Genomic DNA, 21,614 nt, shown 5'->3' on the forward strand with positions numbered 1-21,614 from the left:
CACGCACCCCCGCGCCGGGCGGGGTGCCGCCAGCAGCGGCTCAGCGGTAGACGAGGTGGTGCAGCAGCAGCCAGATCGGCGCGATGGTGGCCAGCAGGGAGTCCAGCCGGTCCATCAGCCCGCCGTGGCCGGGGATGACCTGGCTCATGTCCTTGATGCCGAGGTCGCGCTTCATCACCGACTCGCACAGGTCGCCCAGGGTGGCCATGACGACCGCGATGAGGCCCAGGAAGATGCCGACCCACCAGTCCCCGTCGAGCAGCCACACGATCAGGATGATGCCGGCGGCGACGGTGAACACCATCGACCCGGCGAAGCCCTCCCAGGACTTCTTGGGCGAGATCACCGGGGCCATGGGGTGCTTGCCGAACAGCACACCGGCGACGTAGCCGCCGGTGTCGGAGGCGATGGTGACACCGATGAAGACGATGATGCCGCGCACGCCGTCGTCGTCCAGGCCGCCGCCGCCCAGTCCGCCCTCGGAGAGCAGCAGGGCGACGAAGGACCCCAGGAAGGGCACGTAGACGAGGGTGAACAGCGAGGCGGAGGCGTTCTGGACGTAGCCCTCGATGCCGCGGCGCAGCAGCCAGAGCATCGTGACCAGGCCGGTCACCGCGGTGGCGGTCACCAGGGCGTCGGAGCCGAAGAGGTAGGCGACGACCACCATGACCACGCCGCCCACCATCAGCGGCTCCTCGGGCAGGTCGATGCCCTTGGCGGAGAACCCGCGGCCGAGCTCCCAGACGGCCACGCACACAGCGATCGCGACGATCACCATGAAGGCGGCCTTGAAGAAGAGCAGCGAGGCGGCGATCGCCCCGAGCAGGACGGCCGCGGAGCCGATCGCGGCCTTGAGGTCGCGACCGGCTCGACCGTGGTCCTTGCCCGAGGTGGGCTGGCTCGCGGGAGTGGGGCCCGTGGGGGTGGGGGTGTCCATCGGGTCGAGCGTGCGGAGGTCTCAGACCTCCAGCAGCTCGGCCTCCTTGTTCTTCAGCATCTCGTCGATGGCGTCGGTGTGCTTCTTGGTGATCGAGTCGAGCTTCTTCTCGGCGCCGGTCACGTCGTCCTTGCCGACCTCGCCGTCCTTCTCGAGCTTCTCCAGGGCCTGCTTGGCGGTGCGGCGCAGGTTGCGCACGGCGACCCGGCCGTCCTCGGCCTTGGCCTTGGCGACCTTGATGAACTCCTTGCGGCGCTCCTCGGTCAGCTCGGGGAAGACGCAGCGGATGACCTTGCCGTCGTCGGCGGGGTTGACCCCCAGGTCGGAGTCGCGGATCGCGCGCTCGATGTTCTTCATCGCGCCCTGGTCGTAGGGGCTGATCAGGATGATCCGCGCCTCGGGGGCGGTGAAGGACGCCAGCTGCTGCAGCGGCGTGGGGGTGCCGTAGTAGTCCACGACGATCTTGTTGAACATCGAGGGGTTGGCGCGGCCGGCCCGGATCGCGACGAAGTCCTCGCGGGTCGACTCGACCGACTTGTCCATCTTGCTGTCAGCCTCGTTGAGGATGTCGTTGATCACTGTTGCTCCTGGTCTCGGCGTCTCGTGCGGCGTACGTGCTGCTGGTCTGCGGGGGTCTGTCCGGTCCGTGCTGCTGCTGGCGAGGTGGCGAGCGGGGCTCAGCCGGCGTCGACCAGCGTCCCGATCCTCTCACCCTTGAGCACGCGCGGGATGTTGCCCTCGGGCTCCATCCCGAAGACCACCATGGGCAGCTTGTTCTCCGCGCACAGGGTGAAGGCGGTCTGGTCGACGACGGCCAGGCCCTGGGAGATGGCCTCGTCGAAGGTGATGTGGTCGTACTTGGTGGCCTCGGGGTCCTTGCGCGGGTCGGCGCTGTAGACGCCGTCGACACCGCTCTTGGCGAAGAACACCGCGTCGCAGCGGCTCTCCAGGGCCCGCTGGACCGCCACGGTGTCGGTGGAGAAGAACGGCATGCCCATCCCGGCACCGAAGATGACCACGCGGCCCTTCTCCATGTGCCGGATGGCGCGCCGCGGGACGTAGGGCTCAGCGACCTGGCCCATGGTGATCGCGGTCTGCACCCGCGTCTCGATGCCGAGCTTCTCGAGGAAGTCCTGCAGGGCCAGGCAGTTCATGACGATGCCGAGCATGCCCATGTAGTCGGCACGGACGCGGTCCATGCCGCGCTGCTGGAGCTCGGCGCCGCGGAAGAAGTTGCCGCCGCCGGTCACGACCGCGACCTGGACCCCGCTGCGGACCACCTCGGCCACGTCGTGGGCGATGGTCGAGACGACGTCGGGGTCGACGCCGACCTGGCCGCCGCCGAACACCTCGCCCGAGAGCTTGAGCAGCACGCGCTGGTACTGGGTCATCCTGCGTCCTTCCGAGAGGTCTGGGGAGTGGGGCGGGTCCGGACGTGCGAGAAGGCCGGTCCGCTCGACCTGTGGTTGAGGTTCAAGCGGACCGGCCTCCTTCGACGTCCAGGAGAACCTAGCGGATCCCCTGGGTGCTGGGCAGCCCCGGGTGGCGGGAGCCGGACGCGGTGGGCGTCAGGCGCCGACCTCGAAGCGGGCGAAGCGGGTGACCGTGGTGCCGGCGGCGTCGAGGACCTGCTTGACCGACTTCTTCGACTCGAAGACCGACTCCTGGTCGAGCAGGACGATCTCCTTGAAGAAGGCGTTGATGCGACCCTCGACGATCTTGGTGACGGCAGCCTCGGGCTTGCCCTCCTCCAGCGTCTTCTTGGTCAGCACCTGCTTCTCGGCCTCGACGACGTCCGCGGGGACCTGGTCGCTGGTGAGGTACTGCGCCTTGAGGGCGGCAGCCTGCTGGGCGGCCTGGCGGGCGGCGGTCTCGTCACCCTCGAACTCGACGAGCACGCCGAGGGTCGGGGGCAGGTCCGAGGCCTTCTTGTGCAGGTAGACCGTGGTGGAGCCGTCGAAGTAGGCGACCTCACCGAGCTCGATCTTCTCGCCGATGGTGCGCGCGAGCTCCTCGACGGTCTCGCCCACGGTGGACTCACCGAGGGAGACGGCCTTGAGGGCCTCGGCGTCGCCGACCTTGTGGGCGTCGGCGGCGTCGGCGATCTGCTGGGCGGCGTTGATGAAGGCCTCGTTCTTGGCGACGAAGTCCGTCTCGGCCTTGAGGCTGATCAGGGCGTTGCCCGAGGCAGCGACCAGACCGGCCGAGGCCTCGCGCTCGGCGGCGCGGGCGGCGGCCTTGGCCGCACCCTTGACGCGGAGCAGCTCGACGGCCTTGCCGAAGTCGCCGTCGGTCTCGTCGAGGGCCTTCTTGCAGTCCATCATCCCGGCCTGGGTGAGCTCACGGAGCTTCTTCACGTCGGCGGCGGTGTAAGCCATGTTCTTCTTTCGTCCTTGAAGTAAGAGGGGCGTGTGGTGGTGGGACCGTCAGGCCTTGGCCTCGTCGGCGGCGGGCGCCTCGTCCGCGGCGGGAGCCTCGGCGGGGGCCTCGTCGGCGGCAGGAGCCTCGGCGGGGGTCTCGGTGGCCGCAGCGGCCTCGGCACCCTCGGAGGAGGCGCCGGTGGCCTCGGAGGCGGCCTCGGCGTCGGCGGCGGTCGCGGTCTCGGCGGCCTTCTCGGCGTCACCGGCGAGCAGCTCGCGCTCCCACTCGGCCAGCGGCTCCTCGGCGCCGTTCTCGGCACCCTCGGTCTTGGCGCCCGAGCGGGCGATGAGGCCCTCGGCCACGGCGTCGGCGACGACGCGCGTCAGCAGGCCGACGGCGCGGATGGCGTCGTCGTTGCCCGGGATCGGGAAGTCGACCTCGTCGGGGTCGCAGTTGGTGTCCAGGATGCCGATGATCGGGATCCGGAGCTTGCGGGCCTCCTCGACGGCGAGGTGCTCCTTCTTGGTGTCGACGACCCACACCGCGGAGGGGGTGCGCGACATCTCGCGGATGCCGCCGAGGGTCTTGTCGAGCTTGTCGCGCTCCCGCTTCATCTGCAGGAGCTCCTTCTTGGTGCGACCGGAGCCGGCGACGTCGTCGAAGTCGATCTCGTCGAGCTCCTTGAGGCGGTTGATCCGCTGGTGCACGGTCTGGAAGTTGGTGAGCATGCCGCCCAGCCAGCGCTGGTTGACGTAGGGCATGCCGACGCGGGTCGCCTGCTCGGCGATCGCCTCCTGGGCCTGCTTCTTGGTGCCCACGAACATCACGGTGCCGCCCTTGGCGACGGTCTCCTTGATGAAGGCGTAGGAGCGGTCGATGTAGGACAGCGACTGCTGCAGGTCGATGATGTAGATGCCGTTGCGCTCGGTCATGATGAAGCGCTTCATCTTCGGGTTCCAGCGACGGGTCTGGTGTCCGAAGTGGACGCCGCTCTCGAGGAGCTGGCGCATGGTCACGACTGCCATGTGAATTCTTCTCCTGTATGGGGGCGCAGGCGTCCGCACGTCCTTTGTCGATCCGTGCGACGACGGACAGGACGCACCGGCTGCGACCCCGGTCTGGTTTCCAGTTGGTTGCTCACCGACGGGTGTCGGCTCGCCCTGACGCCCACGCGTGACCCCACCCGGCGGACCGGGACCGGGAGTCAGCGCCCACGGGTGGTCGCCCCTCCGGAGAGGAGGGACGTCGTGGTCTGCGGACGTGCGAAGTCAATCCCTGAGGATTGCGTCCGTCAGAGTACGCCGACTCGCGGGTCGAGCGCGAATCCGACGGAGCCGGTCGCCGGCGACCCGCCCCGGACCGTTCGCTGCACCGGTCCCGGTAGCGATCCCGGCACCGGACCCAGTGGGTCCGCGCCCAGGAACGGCAGCAGCCGCACCGGCCCGACCCCCACCAGGCGCAGCGGGTCGAGGTAGGCGCCGGAGACGGAGTCGATCCAGCCCCAGTGCAGGCAGGCCCGGGGCGCGCAGTGGGAGGGCGTCGCCTGCAGCGTGCCGAGCCGGTCACCGGCCGCGACGTCCGCCCCCGGCGAGACGGCTGGCTCCACCGGCTCGTAGGTGGTGCGGGTCGTGCCGTGCGAGACGACCACCACGCCGCGGCCGGCCAGCCCACCGGCGTACGTCACGGTGCCGGGGAGGGCGGCACGGACGGGCTGTCCCGCGTGCCCGAGGAGGTCGACACCGCGGTGCCCTGCCCCCCAGGGGTCGGCCGGTGGGTCGAAGCCGGCGACCACCGCCGGGCGGGGGCGCAGCGGCCACTCCCCCACCGGCTCGGTGCCGGCGACCGCCCGGCTCGGTGGGACGACGGTGCCCAGCAACCCCAGCAGCCCCAACAGCCCCAACAGCACGGCTGGGAGGAGGACCAGCGACCGGATGGGCGGGAGGGTGGACGGGCGGGTGGTGGATAGGCGGGTGGCGGCGGGGAGTCTCATCGGTCCAGCGTCGTCGCACTGGTGCACGGCAGGTCGGGCCCGCGGCACGGGTGGGGACGGGGCCGCTGGGCCTCGGGGTTGTGGAGGGCCGGCGGCTCAGGCGCGCGGGTGCGCCTGCTGGTAGGCGCGACGCAGCCGGTCGGTGGTGACGTGGGTGTAGAGCTGGGTGGTCGCCAACGAGGCGTGCCCGAGCAGCTCCTGGACCGAGCGGAGGTCGGCCCCGCCCTCGAGCAGGTGCGTCGCGGCGGTGTGCCGCAGGCCGTGCGGGCCGATGTCGGGGGCACCCGGCACCTCGGCGATGCGGCGGTGGACCAGCGTGCGCACGGCCCGCGGGTCGAGCCGGCCGCCGCGGGCGCCGAGGAACAGTGCCGGCCCGGAGTGCTCGGCCACCAGGTGTGGCCGTCCCCGGCGCAGCCAGAGCCGCAGGGCCAGGTCGGCGGGGCGTCCGAAGGGCACGGTGCGCTCCTTGCGCCCCTTGCCGAGCACCCGGATCACGTGCCGTTCGGTGTCGATGTCATCGACGTCGAGCCCGCACAGCTCCCCCACCCGGATGCCCGTGGCGTAGAGCAGCTCGAGCACCGCCACGTCGCGCAGCCCCATCGGGCTCCCGTCGTCGGCGTGGTCGGCCGCGGCCCGCACCAGCGACTCCGCCTCGTCACGGCGCAGCACGGGCGGCAGCACCCGGTGTGCCTTGGGACTGGCCAGGCTCGCCCCTGGGTCGGCCGGCACCCGGCCGGTGCGCGCCAGCCACGCCGTGAACACCCGGGCGGCCGTCGCGCGTCGGGCCACGGTCGTGCGGCTGCGGCCGAGGCTCTGCTGCTGGGCCAGCCAGCTGCGCAGCGTGCGGAGCTCGAGCGTGGCCAGGTCGTCGTGCCCGAGCCGGCGTGCGTGCTCGAGCATCGAGGTGAGGTCGGTCACGTAGGCGCGCACGCTGTGGGCCGACAGGTCGCGCTCGGACTCCAGGTGCCGGCGGTAGTCGGTGAGCACGTCGCGGAACGCCGGGGGCAGCCCCTCGACCGCGGACGGGTCGTCGTCCCCGTCGACAGGCTGGACGGGCGGCTGGCTCACCCGGTCCAGTCTAGGAACGGTTGGCCGGGGAGCTGGGGATCGTGGTCGGCGAGGCGCCACCCGGTGCCCTCACGGCGCACGAACCCGGCCTCCTCCAGCTTCAGCAGCGTCCCGCGCACCTCGAGGGGGGCGACCCCGGCGGTGCCGGCGATCGAGAAGTCGTCGGCCGCCCGACGCAGGGGCACGGCCTCGAGCACCTGCTGCTGGCGGTGGGTGAGACGGTCACGGGCGCGGTCCTCGCCACGGGCCCGGACGGTCAGCTGCTCGCCCGCCGGGGCGACCACCTCCAGCACCTCGTCGGCGTGGGTGACCACCAGGGCACCCCCCTCGCGGAGCAGCTGGTGCACCCCGGCGGAGTGGGCGCTGGTGACCGGCCCCGGCACCCCCATGAGGTGACGGTGCAGCCGGCCCGCCCAGTTGGCGGTGTTGAGGGCCCCGCTGCGCAGGGCCGCCTCGACGACCACGGTGCCCTGGGTGAGGGCGGCGATCAGCCGGTTGCGGCTGAGGAACCGCATCCTCGTCGGGGCGCCCCCGGGCACGGTCTCCGAGACCAGGCAGTGCTCGTCGGCGAGGTGCTCGATGAGGCGGGCGTGCGCCTGGGGGTAGACACGGTCCGCCCCGCACGCCAGCACCGCGACCGTGCGACCGTCGGCGGCCAGCGCTCCACGGTGGGCGGCCTGGTCGATCCCGAAGGCCGCGCCGGAGACGACGGTGCGGCCGCTCTCGGCCACACCGGCCGCGAGGCGCGCAGCCACGTCGGTGCCGTAGGTGGTGGCCGCCCGGGCCCCCACGACCGCGACCGAGCGCGCGATCTCGTGCAGGCCCAGCGGCCCCCGCACCCACACCCCCAGCGGGCGCCCCCCGTGGCGCGACACCGGGGCCGCGGAGCCCAGGTCGTCGAGCTGAGCGGGCCACTCGGTGTCCCCGGGGACCACGAAGCGCAGCCCGGCGCGGTGCGCCCGCTCGAGCGCGCGGGCGGGCTCGGTCGCCCCGACCCGGGCGGCGGCGTCGAGCTCGACCCCCTGCAGGTCCAGGCCGCGCAGCAGGCCCTCGTGCACGACCGCGGCCCCCAGGTCGTCGACCAGCCCGGCGACGCGGGGGTCGCCGGGCTCGGTCAGGTGGGCGATGCCGAGCCGGTGCAGGCGGTCCTCGTCGAGGCAGGGATCCACCGAGCGACCTCCTCCCGTGCTCATGCGCTCCTCCGGCCCAGGCTCGTCGCGAGCAACGGGGCACCCGTGCGCAGGCGCAGGGCGACGTCGAGCTCGTCGACACCTGGCCGGCCGGAGGGCTCGGGTGCGAGGTCGTGCACGGTCCAGGCCATCCGGTGCACCCGGACGGCGCCGCGACTGGTGAGCGCGCCCTTCACGACGTGGGAGTCCAGGAGTGCGGTGGCGGCGTCGGTGAGGGGCCAGTGGTCGCGCAGTGCGGCACCGGTGGCGTGTCCGTTGAGCCGCCACCCGACGTCGGCGTAGCGCTCGGCCTGTCGGGCGCGGGCGCGGGCGACCCGGGCACGCACCGTGGCGGAGTCCTCCCGCGCGGCGAACCGGTCGGCCCGTTCGTGGGCCGCCAGCGGCTCGACGTGGCGGACGATGTCGATGCGGTCGGCGACCGGTCCGGAGAGCTTGGCGCGGTACTCCCGCAGCGCCTGCGGCCGACAGCGGCAGCGGTCGTCCTTGGCGTGCGGCTTGTGGTCCCCGCAGGGGCACGGGTTGGCCGCGAGGACCACGATGCCGCGCGCGGGGAGGGTCACCAGCTCCTCGGCACGGGCGATGGTGATCTCGCCGTTCTCCAGCGGCTCGCGCATGGCCTCGACCACGTCGGCCCGGAACAGCGGGAACTCGTCCAGGAACAGCACCCCTGAGTGGGTGCGGCTGAGCTCTCCGGGCCGCACCTGGCCCGAGCCGCCACCCACGATGCTGACTTTGCTCGCGTCGTGGTGGGGGGCTGAGTACGGCGGGCGCACGAGCATCCCGGCGCCCGGGTCGAGGATGCCGGCCAGCGAGTGGATGGCGGTCAGCTCGAGCGACTCCTCGCCCGCCAGGTCCGGCAGGATGGTCGGCAGCCGCTCGGCGAGCGTCGTCTTCCCGGCGCCCTTGGGCCCCGACAGCAGGAGGTGGTGGCCACCGGCGGCCGCGACCTCCAGGGCCACGCGGGCGTCGCCCATGCCGAGCACGTCGTCGAGGTCGACGGCCTCGTGCCTGCTCGAGCCGCGCCACTGCAGCAGGCTCGCGGCACTGGACTCCACGACCGGCGGTGCCTCGGGCAGCGGCTCACCGGTGGTCACGGCGACGGCCTGAGCGAGGGACCGGACCCCGAACACGGTGGTGCCGGGCACCATCCGGGCCTCGGCGACCTGCGGCTCGGGGACCATCACCGTCGTGATGCCGCGGTCCCGGGCGGCCAGCACCATCGGCAGCACCCCGCGCACCGAGCGCAGGCTGCCGTCCAGCATCAGCTCACCGACGTACAAGCAGTGCCTGAGCAGGAGCGGGTCCACCGTCCCCTCCGCACCGAGGACGGCCAGGGCGATGCCGAGGTCGTGGTGGGTGCCGCGCTTGCGCAGGTCGGCCGGCGCGAGCAGCACCGTGATCCGCTTGGTGGCCGGCCACGGCAGGTCGGAGTTGGTGATGGCCATCCGGACCCGGTCGCGGGCCTCGTTGAGCGACTGGTCGACCCGACCGACGAGGTCGGTGCGGACCATGCCCGAGGAGACGTCGGCCTGGACGGTGACGACGTGCCCGACGGCACCGTCGAGCGAGACGGTGCAGGTGGTGGCGACCGGCATCAGACCAGCCCCCGCACGTGCTCGACACGGGCAGCCCCGCGGCGCGGGTGGTGCACGGCGACGAGGTCGATGCGGACCTCCGGCGCCCGCACCCCCTGCTCCACCTGCCAGCGCTCAGCCAGCCGGAGCAACCGGTCCAGCTTGGCGGCGGTGATCGCCTCGTGCGGGGCCGCGCCGCCCTCCCCGGTGCGGGTCTTGACCTCGCACACCACCAGCACGTCGCCCTCGCGGAGCACGAGGTCCAGCTCGCCCTCGCTGCACCGCCAGTTGCGGTCGAGCAGCTCCAGACCGGCGGCCACCAGGTGCGCCTGGGCCACCCGCTCTCCGTACGCGCCGAGCGCGTTCCTCTCCTGGGTCATCGCCCACCTCCTGCCAGGAGGGTGGTCGACACCGACCGTGCTCGGGGTCGCTGCCGGGTGTCCGGTGGAGGACCTCGCGGTGCGGGTGGGCTGTGGACGCCGGGCGGGCCGCTACTGGCAGAGCAACGGGTCGATCGGCACGTTCTCGACCCGGTTGCTGGCGGTCTGGGTGACCAGTCCACCCGACGGCAGCGGGACCAGCCCGACGTCGAGGGACTGGATCGTCACCGTCACGGTCACCAGTGCCCCCCGCTCGGCGGTGTTCCCGGCGTTGTCGTAGGCGTAGACCACGCTGGGCACCGTGCTCCCCACCGCGGGCCCCGACGCCCGAGCCTGCGCCTCGGTGACCGTGCACACCGGATCCGTGCCGACGATCAGGCGGCGAGCCGCCTCCCGTGCGGTGGCCGACGCGGTCTGCATCGCCCAGTAGTGGTAGCCGTACTGGACGACCGCCAGGACCACCAGCACCACCAGCGGCACGACCAGGGCGAACTCGACCACCACGCTCCCCCGGTCGCTGCGCCGCCGGCTCCTCGTGCTCGGGCCGGTCACTCGACCAACCTGATGATGCGAGGGCCGACCCCGAGGTACTCCGCCTCGGGCCCGGCGTAGTCGACCGGGACCGCGGGAAGGGCATCGGGGGCGATGGTCATGAACCGCACGGCCGACAGCTTGTTGCCGGAGTCGACCATGAGCCCGTTCTGGTCCGTCAGCCCAGGCTGCAGGAGGGTCCGCATCGCGGTGTCGAGCAGCGACAGCGCGGTGGACACCGTGGGGACCAGAGCGGTCAGGAGCCCGCTGTCCAGCAGCGGGGTGGTCCCGCTCAGGATGGAGGACTGGGTGATGAAGATCGGTCGGAACGTGACGATCGGGTAGTCCCCGGCCTGCACGGCGGACACCGCGCCGGCGGTGGAGACCACGGCCACCCACATGAACCGGTGGCTGTTGTAGATCTCCCGCGAGAGGTTCGACTGCGGGGTCACGACCGGCAGGCTCGTGTCGAGGTAGCTGTCGAGGTTGAAGAAGGTGTCGGCGCTCAGCAGGGACGGGTTGGTCACGAAGTCGCCGAAGACGTCGTTGTTGATGCTGACCCCGTTGAGGCTGAAGGACTTCCCGGGGCGGCAGGGGTGGTCGGAGGTGCAGGCCAGCCGGCCCTCCGCGCCGATCATCCCGGGGGTGAAGCCCGCCTCGTAGGCGTTGCTCATGTTGGTGACCACGCAGGTGGGCGTCTGCCCCGGCTGCACGCCGTTGGTGTCCTTGACGTCGGTGCCGGAGCACTCGGTCAGACCGAGCAGGGTCTGGAGCTGCGCCAGGGTGAGCGAGTCCAGGGTCGACCCCATCGACACCAGGCTGGGGTGCTGGTCGAGGAGGTGGTCGATGCCCTCCTGCAGGTTGTGGACGAAGTTGATGTTGGCCTGGGTGCCTGCCCGGGGGCTCTTGAGCAGGCGTCCGCACGAGACGGGCGTGGGCGTGACGAGCCCGTCGACGTCGAACGTGGACGTGTCCGAGGAGTAGGTCCGGCTCACCGGGACGCTCGCGACGAGGTTCTCCACGACGACCTTGACCTGCCAGGTGCCGGTCGTGGCAGCCACCAGGGCCGGCACCACCACCGGGATGTGTCCGACCCGCCGCGGGTTGTTGCCAGCGTCCAGGACCAGGCTGCCGCCGACCTCCTGGGTCAGGGCGGTGAGCCCCGAGCCCTGCCGGAAGACGACCCGGTAGCGCTGGTTGGCCGTCAACATCGGCCACCGGCTCCCGCTGACCTGCACCGTGGGCAGGGTCCCGAGCAGCTGCTGGGTGATGCGGCCCGGGGCGATGCCGTTGAGGTTCGGGTCGTTGACGTAGGTGATGCCGCTGGGCCAGGTGGTCGTGACGCTGGGGCTCCCGCCCCCCTGGTGGGTGGTGGAGATGTAGCCGAAGGGCACGCCGGCACCGCCCAGGACGTTGGTACCGACGTTGAGGAGGCAGTCCAGCGACAGCGCCATCGGCGACAGCATCCCCGGGGAGGTCACCTTGGCCGTCGCGCTCTTGCGCTGTGTGGAGCCCTCAGCGCCGATGGCCCTCCCGAAGCCGTAGTCCACGCGGGCCCAGGGCGTCACGACCTTGACCTGGTTGCGCACCGGGAAGGTGACCATGTCCTCGTCGAGCAGGTCCTGGGCGTACACGTCCAGGGTCGTCGACGAGGGGTCGGCGGGGCAGGAGGGGATGGTCGGGTCGAGCTGGCGCTGCCCGAGCACCGGGTGGCAGGCGAGGTAGAAGGCCACCCCCTTGGCCAGCTCGAGGCGGTCGGCGTCGCTGTCCGCGGGCAGGAACTGCGCGGCGTACGTCGCAGCCCGGTCGGCCTGCACCTGCAGCTGGCCCCGACGGGCCCAGGTGTTCCCGATGTCGACGGCGAGCCCCGCGACGACCATCAGCACCACGCTGGTCAGGGCGGTGAGGACGGCGATGGCGCCGCTGTCGTCGCGCCTCATGCGCACATCACGTCCGAGACGGTCACGTCCTGCAGCCGCTGGCTGAAGTCGGTCACGATGGAGCCGCCGCCCGGCAGCGGGATCAGCGAGGCGAGGCCGCCGACCAGCGGGGTCTCGATGTGGATGTCCACGGTGACACCCACGTCGGGGAGCACCTCGACCACGCTGACGGTCACGTCACCGACGGCGATGCCGGCGAGGCTGGGGTCGAGGTCCTGCACGACCCCCACCACGGTGGCGGCCACGGTGTCCTTGAGGCCCTGGCAGGTGAACTCGCCCGCCACTCCCCCGACCGGTACCGCGGGCGCGAGGGTGTCGACCCGCTGGGCCCGGAAGAAGTAGTCGCCCCAGGTGATCACGCCCAGCAGCAGCGGCAGCAGCAGGGCGGAGAGGACCAGCGCGGCCTCCACGGCAGCGGCTCCCCGCTCCCGGGCAGCGCCCCGAGGGCGCGACGTCGTGACGTCTCGCACGGTCCAGCACCTCCTGAGGATCTCCCCGAGAGCCCCATCGACCGCTCCCGGCGACTCCTGAGAGGAATCTCCCCGAGCGGGGTCCGTCCACCGAGCCGAGCGACCCCACGCCACAGGGCGCGAGCCGGGGCGGTGCCGGCGCGTCCAGCGAGCACATCGACGTACAGGTGCGAGCAGCACCATCTGTTCCTCCCGAGAACACCCGACCTCCACGCCCTCCCTGACGCGGATGGTCCAGACCACCAGTCTGGGTCAGGTGGAGCCCACGTGTCCGGCGAACGCCCGATCTCGCGGGATGTCTCCCCCGTCGGCCCGCCGTCGGCGTGGGCCGGCTCAGCCGCGCAGGACCGGCGCGTTGCAGACCGCGGTCGGTCGCACGGCCACGTCGGCCCCGGCGATGTCGAGGCCGAGCGCACCCGCCAGCTGGCCGACCACTCCGTTGAGGCTGGTGATGAGGGGGTTCACGGTGGTCGAGACCAGCGCGGACACCGTGGTGCCCACGAGGCCGGTGCTACCGATCAGGGTGTTGACCAGCGTCGTCGCCGAGTTGATGACGAGGTTCTGCACGATCGAGCCGAGCAGGGGGATCGATCCGATCGGCACCCCGCCGATGCGCAGGTCGGTGATGGACAGCGAGCCGGGGGCGTAGAGGGTGGCGGCCGGGAGGGCGCTCGACGTCGAGGTCGTCTGCTTGACGGTGTCGTAGGTGTCGGTCGTGGGGATGTCCCAGACGAGGTCCTGACCCGTCACGGCGGCCTTGCCGAGGGTCGCGGAGACCATCTGGGTGTAGGAGATGTCGACGGTGAGCAGACCGGGGACACCCGCGACGTTGCTACCGATCCCGATGTCGTTGCCGGTGACGCCCAGGCTCAGTGACTGGTTGAGCGAGCTGAGGGCGGTGTCGGTGGTGATCGGGATGATGTTGGGGTCACAGCTGACGTCGCCGAGCGTGGCGGTCGCGGACCCGAGCATGGCCGACAGCGACAACGGTCCACCGATGGTCACGGTGCCGCCCAACGGGATCGCCAGGGTCCTGCCCACCGTCCCCGAGGCGTTCACCTGCACCTGGGCGGTGCTCGCCTCCGCGCCCGCACCACCGCACGCGAGGTGGGGCGCCTCGATGATGGAGACGCTCGAGGTGGCGTTCGCCAGGTTGGGCAGCGAGAGGTTCAGCGCCGGGACGCCGACGAAGTTGCTTCCGTTGGCGACCGTGAGCGCACCACCGATGAGGTCCAGCACGTTCAGGTCCGCGTCCAGGGCTCCGTCCCCGGCGGTGGTGAGGTCGATGATGTCGGCGATGTCGACCACGACGTTGCCCACCACCGTGGTGCTGACGAGCTGGTTGAGCAGGGTCGCTGCGGCCAGGCTGTCGGAGTCCCCGCGGTTCTGCAGCGCCTCGGCGCTGGCCAGCATGAGGTCGCCGACCGTGATGTCGCCGGCGGAGAGCAGCCCGTCCAGCGTCCCGACGTCCAGGCTCGGCGCCTCGATGAGCTCCAGCAACGAGACGTCGGCGTTGGCCAGGCCCCGGTAGCTGACCGCGGTGAGGCTGGTGTCGCCGAGGATCGGGTTGAGCAGCGAGGTCAGGGTCCCCGCACTGGTGTCCAGGCCCAGCAGGAAGGAGCCGACGCTGAAGCAGGTGTTGGACCGGGTCTCGGCGACCGCGGTCCGGCTGGCGCCGCCGCTGCCGGGGGCGAACGAGAAGTCGACACTGGTGCTGGCGGTCACGCGCACCGCGGTGGGCACCGTCGGGTAGGGCACGCTGGTGAAGCCGCCGGAGGCGTCGAGGTAGCCCATCTCCACCACGACCTGCAGCGGCTCGCCGGCCACCGTGGCGGTGAGCTTCTCCTGGTGCTGCTGGCTGGAGATGTCGGCGTACTGCACGCCGGTGGAGCGCAGGTTGTTGTACATGCTGCTGCGCAGACCGCTCTGCCAGCCGTCGGCGGCCTTGATGACCGCATGGCTGCGGCCGTCGAGCTGGCGCACCATGTCGAGCGCGATGACGTCGGCGAGCGCCTGCATGTCGCGGCGGGCCACTCGCTGCATGCCCAGGTCCACGGCGAAGGCGGACATCGTGATCAGCAGGGTGAGGAAGATGGCGACCATCGGGACGACGGCGCCGTCCTCACCCCGCTTGCGACGGAGTCGTGCCATCAGCACCTCAGCTCACCTCCGCGACCGCGGTGTAGGTCAGCGAGCCCGGCACGGGCACGAGCGGCACCTTCGGCATGAGCGGTCGGGCGTCGTAGTCGTAGGTCAAGGCCACCTGGGCGCAGGTCTTGCCGGTCGCCTGCGGGCACGGGATGAGGGTGACCGCGCAGGTCATCACGGCGGTGCCGCAGGTGACGCCGTAGCTGCCGAGCGCCTGCTGGACCGCGTCGGTCGCCGCTGTCTGCTTCTGGGCCGTCGTCAAGGACGCGGGCGCGACGGCCGCGGCGCGAGCCCCCTCGGCGGCGCCCTGGCTCAGTGCCTGGCGGAAGCTGAGGATGTAGCCGTACTGGATGATGCCGAAGACGAGCATGAGCAGCAGAGGAACGATGAGTGCGAACTCCACCGCCGCTGCTCCCCGCTCCCCGCGCTCCCGACGCCGGAACCCCATGCCTCCACCTCGCGATCGAACCCGAGACGGCTCTCTCTCCCGCCTCTAACCTACGAACACCAGACGCGCGCGTCAGCACTTCGTGACGCGATATGGCCCAGGTGGGCTAGACGATCGACCCGAACGACGCTCAGGCGTGGCGTCGGGACTGCCGATCGGGGCGGGCGAGGAGCGCGCGGATCAGGGCTTGGGCGGGTCGAAGTCGGAGCCCTGCAGCTCCTCGACGTTGACGTCCTTGAAGGTGAGCACCTTGACGTTCTTGGCGAAGCGGGCGGGACGGTACATGTCCCAGACCCAGGCGTCGCTCATGGAGACCTCGAAGAACACGTCGCCCTGCTCGGTGCGCGCCTTCACGTCCACCTGGTTGCACAGGTAGAAGCGGCGGTCGGTCTCCACGACGTACTTGAAGATCCCGACGACGTCGCGGTACTCCCGGTAGAGCGTCAGCTCCATCTCGGTCTCGTACTTCTCGAGGTCCTCGGCGCTCACGTCGGCGACTCTAGTGCCCCGGCCATGACCGCGTGGGCATCAGGACTCCAGTCCCGCGGCACGCCGCACGTTGACGAAGCGCATCCGGTGCACGGGCGAGGGGCCGTGCTCGGTGAGCGCCGCGGTGTGGGTCTCGGTGATGTAGCCCTTGTGGGTCCTGAAGTCGTACGCCGGCCACTGGGCGTCCAGGTCGTCCATCAACCGGTCGCGGGTGACCTTGGCGATCACCGACGCCGCCGAGATGCACGCGGCCACCCGGTCGCCCTTCCACACGGCCAGCCCGGGGACGCCGAGCCCGTCCACGGGGAACCCATCGGTCAGGACGTACTCCGGGGCCACCGGCAGCAGGGCCACCGCGCGGCGCAGCGCCTCCACGTTGGCGACGTGCATCCCGACTCGGTCGCACTCCTCGTGGGAGACCACGACCACCGACCAGGCCAGCGCACGGCGCACGACCTGGTCGTAGCAGCGCTCACGGGCCGCGGCGGTGAGCAGCTTGGAGTCGGCCAGGCCGGGGACGATGCCCGAACGCCCCGCCGGGAGGATGCAGGCCCCGGCGACCAAGGGCCCCGCGCACGCCCCTCGACCGGCCTCGTCGACACCTGCGACGTGGGTGACGCCGTGACGGCGCAGCGCGCGCTCGTAGCCGTAGGGCCCGGCATCACGCCGGACCGTGGCTCCCCGGGGCAGGACGGACACGACTGTCCGGGGCCCTAGGACGCCTCGGGGGCGTCGTCGGAGCGGTCGGGCACGTCGTCGAAGGCGTCGGTGCCCTCGAGACCGCCGAAGGCCGAGAACGGCCACACCCGCAGCCACAACCGCCCGGTGATCAGCTGGGTCGGCACGAACTCGTCACCCGGGACGCACTCGGTCTCGCCCTCGAGGCACATGTGCACGGTGGAGTCGGCGGAGTTGACCCGGTTGTCGCCCATCACGAAGACGGTGCCCTCGGGCACCGGGCCGGCGCTCCAGTCGCAGCTGCCGGTCATCGGCCCCCGGCACTGGGCGGCCTTGTCCTCCAGGACGTAGGCGTCCTCGTCGATGGCGACCCCGTTGACGGTGATGCGGCCCTCGGAGTCGCAGCACTCGATGACGTCGCCCGGCACGCCGATGACGCGCTTGACCAGGTGCCCACCGGTCGGCAGCAGCCCGACCCGGCCCAGGAGGGAGCTGACCGGGTTGCCCGGCTCGCTGACCTCACCGGCGATGAGCCAGCCGCCGGGGTCCTCGAAGACGACCACGTCGCCGCGCTCGGGCTCCCCACCGAACCAGCCCGACCACTTCTCGACCAGGATCCGGTCGTCCTCCTGCAGCCCGGGCTCCATGGAGACCGACGGGATGTAGAAGGCCTGCAGCAGCAGGGTCTTGATCACCAGGGCCAGCACGACCGCCGACCCGAGCAGCACCAGCGTCTCCGCCCACAGCGGCAGGCCCCGGGAATGCGACGAGCCCACGGACCTCGCGGTCGTGGGCTCGTCGTCTGTGGTCACGCGGGAAGTCTAAGGACCGGTCGTCGGGACGCCGGCAGCGACCCTCCCGTGACCGCGGGTCCGGGTCAGGACTCGCGGCGCTCCTTGATCTTGGCAGCCTTGCCGCGCAGGTTGCGCAGGTAGTAGAGCTTGGCGCGACGCACGTCACCACGGGTGACGACCTCGATCTTCTCGAAGATCGGGGAGTGCAGCGGGAAGGTGCGCTCCACGCCGACGCCGAAGGAGACCTTGCGGACGGTGAAGGTGCGGCCGATGCCGGCACCCTGGACGCGGATCACGACGCCCTGGAAGACCTGGACGCGCGAGCGGTTGCCCTCGACGACCTTGACGTGGACCTTGATGCTGTCGCCGGCGCGGAAGTCCGGGACGTCGTCGCGCTTGATGGCGGTGCCGAGATCGGCGATCACGTTGCTCATGGTTCTCCTCGCGAGTGCCACAGGTCAGCCGCGGTACGGAAGGTGTGTGTTCAGGTGTGGGCCAGGTCGTCGTGGCCGGCGGCGTGGGGCTCCCCCTGTGGCAGGGGCCCGACGCAGGTCCTCCGTGCGTTCCTCGGAGCGACCCTTCGGCCGACTCTGGCCAGCCACCGAGTGTGCCACAGGCGTCTCAGCGGGCAGAAATCCGCTTGACCAGCACCGCGGGGCCCGCCGGTCCGTCCTGCACCTCCACGACCCGGTAGCCGGCCCGCTTGTAGCGCCGCAGGTTGGCCTCGCTGCGGGCCCCGGTCACCAGCCGGTACGCCGTCGCCGACCCGGGCGCCGCCTGCTCGGCGTGCTCCAGCAGGACCCGTCCCAGCCCGCGGCCGCGCAGGTCGGGGGCGACCATCAGCCGGCCGATCTCCCACACCTCGCCACGCTCGGTCGCCGTGGTCCGCGCGCGCACCGACCCGACCAGGCGCCCGTCGACGCGGACCACCCAGGTGCGCCACTCCCCCAGCCCGGCCACGACGTCGTCGAGCTCCTCGTGCAGCGCCGGGATCCGCAGCTCGTCGTTGACGACGGCCTCGGTGACCCAGCAGGCCCGCTGCAGGGTCCACAGCTCCCCGGCGTCGGCCCGCACGGCGGGCTCGACCACCCACTCCGACGCGACGGCCGTGGCGGGGAGCAGGTCCGGGCGGCGCTCCGCAGTGCGCGCCAGCGCCCGGTCGTGGCGCCAGGCGGCGATGGCGCCGTGGTTGCCCGACATCAGCACCGGCGGCACCTCGTGGCCGCGCCAGGCGGCCGGCTTGGTGTAGACGGGGTGCTCCAGCAGGCCCGACTCGTGGGACTCCTCGACCAGCGAGGCCGCGTTGCCCATGAAGCCGGGCAGCAGCCGCACGACCGCCTCCGTCATCGCCAGCGCCGCGACCTCTCCCCCGTTGAGGACGTAGTCGCCCAGGGAGACCTCGACCAGCTCGGCGCGCGTGGCGACGTGGTCGAGCACGCGCTGGTCGATCCCCTCGTAGCGCCCGCACAGGAAGACCAGCCGCTCGCGGGTGGCCAGCTCGCGGGCCAGCGGCTGGGTGAAGGGCCGGCCGGCGGGCGTGGGCACCACGACCGTCGCCCCGTCGACGGCGAGCTCGTCGAGCGCCTCGCCGAACGGCTCGGGCTTGAGGACCATGCCGGCCCCACCGCCGTACGGCGTGTCGTCGACGGTGCGGTGCCGGTCGTGGGTCCAGGTGCGCAGGTCGTGGACGTGCAGCTCGAGCAGCCCCTTGTCGACCGCCTTGCCGGGCAGGGAGAGCCGCAGGGCGTCGAGGTACTCGGGGAAGATCGTGAGGTAGTCCAGGCGCACGGGGCTCAGTCGTCCTCGGGCAGCGGCGCCACCAGGCCGGGGCGGTCGGCGACCACGACCCGCCCGCCGGCCACGTCGACCTCGGGGACCAGGGCGCTCACGAACGGCACGAGGGTGTTGCGGCCGTCGGTGGCGCGGACCGCCAGCAGGTCCTGGGCCCCGCCGTGGACCAGGCCCGTGACCGTGCCGATGACGCTGCCGTCGAGGTCGTGCACGGCCAGGCCGACCAGCTGGTGGTCGTAGAACTCCTCGGGGTCCTCGGGGGTCTCGTCGGGGTCCAGCGTCACGTGCAGCACGGTGCCGCGCAGGGTCTCTGCGCTGTTGCGGTCCCCCGCCTCCTCGAAGGCGACCAGCAGCACGCCCTGGTGCCAGCGCGTGCGCGCGACGGTGAGGTACGCCGGGACCGCGGCCGCGTCCCGGGGTGCCTGGGCGCGCAGCCGCGCCCCGTCCGCGAAGCGTCGGTCGGGCTCGTCGGAGCGCACGTCGACCGTCACCTCGCCGCGGATGCCGTGCGGCTTGCCGATCCGGCCGACGACGACCTCGATGCCCTCCACGGGGACTCCTTCTCTCGGGTGCTGCGCTGGGTGCAGCTCTTGGACGTGCACCCATGAGCGTGCACCCATGAGCGTGCACCGACCAATGTGCACCGACCCGCCAGAGGATCTCTGGCGGGTCGGTGCGTGGGACTACGGGCCGGTCAACGCCGACGGTCGACGTCGACGAAGTCGACGCGCGCACCGCCCTTGCCGGCCAGCGCGCTCACCACGGTGCGGAACGCGCTCGCGGTGCGACCGCCACGACCGATCACCTTGCCGAGGTCGTCGGGGTGGACCCGGACCTCGAGGACCGACCCGCGGCGCAGCTGCTTGTCGCGCACGCTGACCTCGTCGGGGTTGTCGACGATGCCGCGCACCAGGTGCTCGAGCGCCTCGGCGAGCATGGCGCTCAGGCCTCGGCCTTGTCGTCGCCGGCGGGAGCCTCGGCGGTCTCCTCGGCCTTGGGCTCCTCGGCCTTCGGCTCCTCAGCCGGGGTCTCCTCGGCCTTGGGCTCCTCGACCTTCTCGGCCTTCTTGCTGGCCTTCTTGGTGGTGGCCGCGGCGGCGTCGCCGTCGGCCTCCTTGAGGGCCTCGTTGAAGATCTCGAGCTTGTCGCGCTTGGGGGCCTTGACCTTCAAGGTGCCCTCCTCGCCCGGGAGGCCCTTGAACTTCTGCCAGTCGCCGGTGATCTTGAGGATGGCGGCCACGGCGTCGGAGGGCTGCGCGCCCACACCGAGCCAGTACTGCGCCCGGTCGGAGACGACGTCGATGTACGACGGGTCCTCCTTGGGGTGGTACTTGCCGATCTCCTCGATCACCCTGCCGTCGCGCTTCTTGCGGGAGTCGACGACGACGATGCGGTACTGCGGCACCCGGATCTTGCCCAGGCGCTTCAAACGGATCTTGACGGCCACGGTTGTGGTGTCTCCTCGATGGTGGAAGGTGGTGAGGCGCACGGGAACCAGGTGGGGACCGGGCACGCGTGCCTCGCGGGCTCTGCCACGGGCGGGAGTGAGAGGGTTCCCACCGGGCAGGACTCAGCCGGAAATGATGCCACGGGCCCCTGCGGACCCGAAATCGGGCGGCCGTCGACCCGGAGGACTGCCTAGCGGGCTGCGACGACGCTGCCGCGCAGCACGACGCGCTCGGGCTCGGCCAGCACCGACAGGTCGGCTCGCGGGTCACGGTCGAGGACGACGAAGTCGGCCTCCGCGCCCTCCTCCAGGCCGGCGAAGCCCAGCCACTCCCGGGCCCGCCAGGACGCCGCCGCCAGCACCTCGGCCGCGGGCATGCCCATCTCGTGCATCGCCCGGACCTCCTCCCACAAGAAGCCGTGCCGCCCCGTCCCGCCCCCGTCGGAGCCGACGTAGAGCGCGACACCGGCCTCGTGGGCGGCCATCAGCGCCTCGCGACGGCGGGCGTGCAGCGACTCCATCGTGTCGGCGTACGCCGGGAACTTCTCGCGCCCCTGCTCGGCGAAGACGGGGAACTTGTCGGTCTGCAGCACCGTCGGCACCAGGGCGACCCCCTGGGCGGCCATCTGCTCGACCTGGTCGACCGACAGGCCGGTGCCGTGCTCGAGGCAGTCGATGCCGGCGTCGAGCAGCCCCTGCAGCACCTCGCGCCCGAAGCAGTGGGCGGTGACCTTGGCGCCCTCGGCGTGCGCGGCCTCGATGGCCGCGGCGAAGGCCTCGGCCGGGAAGGACGGCGCGAGGTCCCCGGCGTCGCGGGAGATCCAGTCCCCCACGAGCTTGACCCAGCCGTCACCGCGCCGCGCCTCCTGCACGACGTACGCCGGCAGGTCGGCGGGCTCGACCTCGTGGGCGTAGTGGCGGATGTAGCGCCTGGTCCGGGCGATGTGCCGCCCGGCGCGGATCAGCCGCGGGAGGTCCTCGCGCTCCTGGACCCACCGGGTGTCGGCGGGCGAGCCGCAGTCGCGCAGCAGCAGGGCGCCGGTGTCGCGGTCGGCCAACGCCTGGGCCAGCGTGTCCTTCTCGCTCACTGCTCCCCCGTCCTCGAGACCGAGGTGGTTGTGGGCGTCGACGAGGCCCGGGACGATCCAGCCCCGTCCCGCGGTCTCGGCACCCGGTTGCGGCTCGAAGGTGATGCGTCCGTCGACGACGTAGAGGTCGCGCACCTCCTCCCCCTGCTCGCCCAGCACCGGCCCGGAGAACTTCAGCGCACTCATGGGCCGCACCGTACGCGGGTCAGCATGGATCCACCGATGGTCGCCGTCGCGAGCGGCACCAGATGGGTGCGCTGGCAAGGCGCCCGGCGCGAAGGCCTGCTGGAT

The 21,614-nt window shown here is 72.0% G+C and carries 24 protein-coding genes; all 24 read right to left on the minus strand.

All coding sequences use genetic code 11. The annotated features are described in order from the left end of the window. Window positions 1-40: 40 nt before the first annotated feature. The gene (locus BKA05_RS11340; protein ID WP_179531526.1) at window positions 41-937 is read right to left on the minus strand and encodes a phosphatidate cytidylyltransferase; all 897 of its coding nucleotides are present in this window, start codon (window positions 935-937) and stop codon (window positions 41-43) included. Between the two features lie 21 nt (window positions 938-958). After that, window positions 959-1,513 (minus strand): ribosome recycling factor, encoded by a 555-nt coding sequence (frr, locus tag BKA05_RS11345; RefSeq protein WP_298755598.1) that lies wholly within the window; start codon window positions 1,511-1,513, stop codon window positions 959-961. Between the two features lie 101 nt (window positions 1,514-1,614). Further along, the gene (pyrH, locus tag BKA05_RS11350) at window positions 1,615-2,328 is read right to left on the minus strand and encodes a UMP kinase (protein WP_179531528.1); all 714 of its coding nucleotides are present in this window, start codon (window positions 2,326-2,328) and stop codon (window positions 1,615-1,617) included. Window positions 2,329-2,505: 177 nt separating this feature from the next. Then, complete coding sequence (tsf, locus tag BKA05_RS11355) at window positions 2,506-3,315, minus strand: translation elongation factor Ts (protein WP_179531529.1); 810 nt, start codon at window positions 3,313-3,315, stop codon at window positions 2,506-2,508. Window positions 3,316-3,363: 48 nt separating this feature from the next. Beyond that, window positions 3,364-4,323 carry a 30S ribosomal protein S2 gene (rpsB, locus tag BKA05_RS11360; protein ID WP_179531530.1) on the minus strand — a complete coding sequence of 320 codons (960 nt, stop codon included), beginning with the start codon at window positions 4,321-4,323 and terminating at the stop codon, window positions 3,364-3,366. Window positions 4,324-4,589: 266 nt separating this feature from the next. Next, a complete protein-coding gene (locus BKA05_RS11365; protein ID WP_179531531.1) occupies window positions 4,590-5,288 on the minus strand; it encodes a M23 family metallopeptidase in 699 nt (232 codons plus the stop codon). A gap of 96 nt (window positions 5,289-5,384) precedes the next feature. Next, window positions 5,385-6,356 carry a tyrosine recombinase XerC gene (locus BKA05_RS11370; RefSeq protein ID WP_415836831.1) on the minus strand — a complete coding sequence of 324 codons (972 nt, stop codon included), beginning with the start codon at window positions 6,354-6,356 and terminating at the stop codon, window positions 5,385-5,387. Further along, the gene (gene dprA, locus BKA05_RS11375) at window positions 6,353-7,549 is read right to left on the minus strand and encodes a DNA-processing protein DprA (protein ID WP_179531532.1); all 1,197 of its coding nucleotides are present in this window, start codon (window positions 7,547-7,549) and stop codon (window positions 6,353-6,355) included. Before dprA ends, BKA05_RS11370 begins: the two co-directional genes overlap by 4 nt. Beyond that, on the minus strand, window positions 7,546-9,141 hold the full coding sequence (locus tag BKA05_RS11380) for a YifB family Mg chelatase-like AAA ATPase (protein ID WP_179531533.1): 1,596 nt from the start codon (window positions 9,139-9,141) through the stop codon (window positions 7,546-7,548). The genes dprA and BKA05_RS11380 overlap by 4 nt, the downstream gene beginning before the upstream one ends. Then, window positions 9,141-9,500: a YraN family protein gene (locus tag BKA05_RS11385; RefSeq protein ID WP_179531534.1), complete on the minus strand. Its 360-nt coding sequence runs from the start codon at window positions 9,498-9,500 to the stop codon at window positions 9,141-9,143. The genes BKA05_RS11380 and BKA05_RS11385 overlap by 1 nt, the downstream gene beginning before the upstream one ends. Window positions 9,501-9,611: 111 nt before the next feature. Beyond that, window positions 9,612-10,052: a TadE/TadG family type IV pilus assembly protein gene (locus BKA05_RS11390; RefSeq protein ID WP_179531535.1), complete on the minus strand. Its 441-nt coding sequence runs from the start codon at window positions 10,050-10,052 to the stop codon at window positions 9,612-9,614. Further along, on the minus strand, window positions 10,049-11,971 hold the full coding sequence (locus BKA05_RS11395; protein WP_179531536.1) for a TadE/TadG family type IV pilus assembly protein: 1,923 nt from the start codon (window positions 11,969-11,971) through the stop codon (window positions 10,049-10,051). The genes BKA05_RS11390 and BKA05_RS11395 overlap by 4 nt, the downstream gene beginning before the upstream one ends. Continuing rightward, window positions 11,968-12,441 carry a TadE/TadG family type IV pilus assembly protein gene (locus BKA05_RS11400; RefSeq protein WP_218842396.1) on the minus strand — a complete coding sequence of 158 codons (474 nt, stop codon included), beginning with the start codon at window positions 12,439-12,441 and terminating at the stop codon, window positions 11,968-11,970. The genes BKA05_RS11395 and BKA05_RS11400 overlap by 4 nt, the downstream gene beginning before the upstream one ends. Before the next feature lie 333 nt (window positions 12,442-12,774). Then, window positions 12,775-14,592, minus strand: coding sequence for a pilus assembly protein TadG-related protein (locus tag BKA05_RS11405; RefSeq protein ID WP_179531538.1), 1,818 nt, complete (start codon window positions 14,590-14,592; stop codon window positions 12,775-12,777). A gap of 7 nt (window positions 14,593-14,599) precedes the next feature. Further along, a complete protein-coding gene (locus BKA05_RS11410; protein ID WP_179531539.1) occupies window positions 14,600-15,037 on the minus strand; it encodes a TadE family protein in 438 nt (145 codons plus the stop codon). Window positions 15,038-15,217: 180 nt separating this feature from the next. Continuing rightward, window positions 15,218-15,526 (minus strand): DUF2469 domain-containing protein, encoded by a 309-nt coding sequence (locus BKA05_RS11415; RefSeq protein ID WP_179531540.1) that lies wholly within the window; start codon window positions 15,524-15,526, stop codon window positions 15,218-15,220. Window positions 15,527-15,565: 39 nt separating this feature from the next. Beyond that, the gene (locus BKA05_RS11420; protein WP_179531541.1) at window positions 15,566-16,225 is read right to left on the minus strand and encodes a ribonuclease HII; all 660 of its coding nucleotides are present in this window, start codon (window positions 16,223-16,225) and stop codon (window positions 15,566-15,568) included. Window positions 16,226-16,239: 14 nt separating this feature from the next. After that, window positions 16,240-17,016 carry a signal peptidase I gene (lepB, locus tag BKA05_RS11425; protein WP_343045631.1) on the minus strand — a complete coding sequence of 259 codons (777 nt, stop codon included), beginning with the start codon at window positions 17,014-17,016 and terminating at the stop codon, window positions 16,240-16,242. Window positions 17,017-17,081: 65 nt separating this feature from the next. Beyond that, window positions 17,082-17,432 carry a 50S ribosomal protein L19 gene (rplS, locus tag BKA05_RS11430; protein WP_179531542.1) on the minus strand — a complete coding sequence of 117 codons (351 nt, stop codon included), beginning with the start codon at window positions 17,430-17,432 and terminating at the stop codon, window positions 17,082-17,084. 187 nt (window positions 17,433-17,619) lie between these two features. Continuing rightward, window positions 17,620-18,786, minus strand: a complete 1,167-nt coding sequence (trmD, locus tag BKA05_RS11435; RefSeq protein ID WP_179531543.1) for a tRNA (guanosine(37)-N1)-methyltransferase TrmD — start codon at window positions 18,784-18,786, stop codon at window positions 17,620-17,622. 5 nt (window positions 18,787-18,791) lie between these two features. Continuing rightward, on the minus strand, window positions 18,792-19,340 hold the full coding sequence (gene rimM, locus BKA05_RS11440) for a ribosome maturation factor RimM (RefSeq protein ID WP_343045632.1): 549 nt from the start codon (window positions 19,338-19,340) through the stop codon (window positions 18,792-18,794). Window positions 19,341-19,483: 143 nt separating this feature from the next. Next, the gene (locus BKA05_RS11445) at window positions 19,484-19,726 is read right to left on the minus strand and encodes an RNA-binding protein (protein WP_179531545.1); all 243 of its coding nucleotides are present in this window, start codon (window positions 19,724-19,726) and stop codon (window positions 19,484-19,486) included. Between the two features lie 5 nt (window positions 19,727-19,731). Further along, complete coding sequence (rpsP, locus tag BKA05_RS11450) at window positions 19,732-20,235, minus strand: 30S ribosomal protein S16 (protein WP_179531546.1); 504 nt, start codon at window positions 20,233-20,235, stop codon at window positions 19,732-19,734. 191 nt (window positions 20,236-20,426) lie between these two features. Then, on the minus strand, window positions 20,427-21,509 hold the full coding sequence (locus BKA05_RS11455; RefSeq protein ID WP_179531547.1) for an amidohydrolase family protein: 1,083 nt from the start codon (window positions 21,507-21,509) through the stop codon (window positions 20,427-20,429). Window positions 21,510-21,614 lie beyond the last annotated feature (105 nt).

It is taken from the genome of Nocardioides marinus, assembly GCF_013408145.1.
Classification (GTDB): domain Bacteria; phylum Actinomycetota; class Actinomycetes; order Propionibacteriales; family Nocardioidaceae; genus Nocardioides; species Nocardioides marinus.

Excerpts from the sequence above, each read along its gene's own strand:
- BKA05_RS11340 (WP_179531526.1), bottom strand. The coding sequence starts at position 937 with ATGGACACCCCCACCCCCACGGGCCCCACTCCCGCGAGCCAGCCCACC.
- pyrH (WP_179531528.1), bottom strand. The coding sequence starts at position 2,328 with ATGACCCAGTACCAGCGCGTGCTGCTCAAGCTCTCGGGCGAGGTGTTC.
- tsf (WP_179531529.1), bottom strand. The coding sequence starts at position 3,315 with ATGGCTTACACCGCCGCCGACGTGAAGAAGCTCCGTGAGCTCACCCAG.
- rpsB (WP_179531530.1), bottom strand. The coding sequence starts at position 4,323 with ATGGCAGTCGTGACCATGCGCCAGCTCCTCGAGAGCGGCGTCCACTTC.
- BKA05_RS11365 (WP_179531531.1), bottom strand. The coding sequence starts at position 5,288 with ATGAGACTCCCCGCCGCCACCCGCCTATCCACCACCCGCCCGTCCACC.
- dprA (WP_179531532.1), bottom strand. The coding sequence starts at position 7,549 with ATGAGCACGGGAGGAGGTCGCTCGGTGGATCCCTGCCTCGACGAGGAC.
- BKA05_RS11380 (WP_179531533.1), bottom strand. The coding sequence starts at position 9,141 with ATGCCGGTCGCCACCACCTGCACCGTCTCGCTCGACGGTGCCGTCGGG.
- BKA05_RS11385 (WP_179531534.1), bottom strand. The coding sequence starts at position 9,500 with ATGACCCAGGAGAGGAACGCGCTCGGCGCGTACGGAGAGCGGGTGGCC.
- BKA05_RS11395 (WP_179531536.1), bottom strand. The coding sequence starts at position 11,971 with ATGAGGCGCGACGACAGCGGCGCCATCGCCGTCCTCACCGCCCTGACC.
- BKA05_RS11405 (WP_179531538.1), bottom strand. The coding sequence starts at position 14,592 with ATGGCACGACTCCGTCGCAAGCGGGGTGAGGACGGCGCCGTCGTCCCG.
- BKA05_RS11410 (WP_179531539.1), bottom strand. The coding sequence starts at position 15,037 with ATGGGGTTCCGGCGTCGGGAGCGCGGGGAGCGGGGAGCAGCGGCGGTG.
- rplS (WP_179531542.1), bottom strand. The coding sequence starts at position 17,432 with ATGAGCAACGTGATCGCCGATCTCGGCACCGCCATCAAGCGCGACGAC.
- BKA05_RS11445 (WP_179531545.1), bottom strand. The coding sequence starts at position 19,726 with ATGCTCGCCGAGGCGCTCGAGCACCTGGTGCGCGGCATCGTCGACAAC.
- BKA05_RS11455 (WP_179531547.1), bottom strand. The coding sequence starts at position 21,509 with ATGAGTGCGCTGAAGTTCTCCGGGCCGGTGCTGGGCGAGCAGGGGGAG.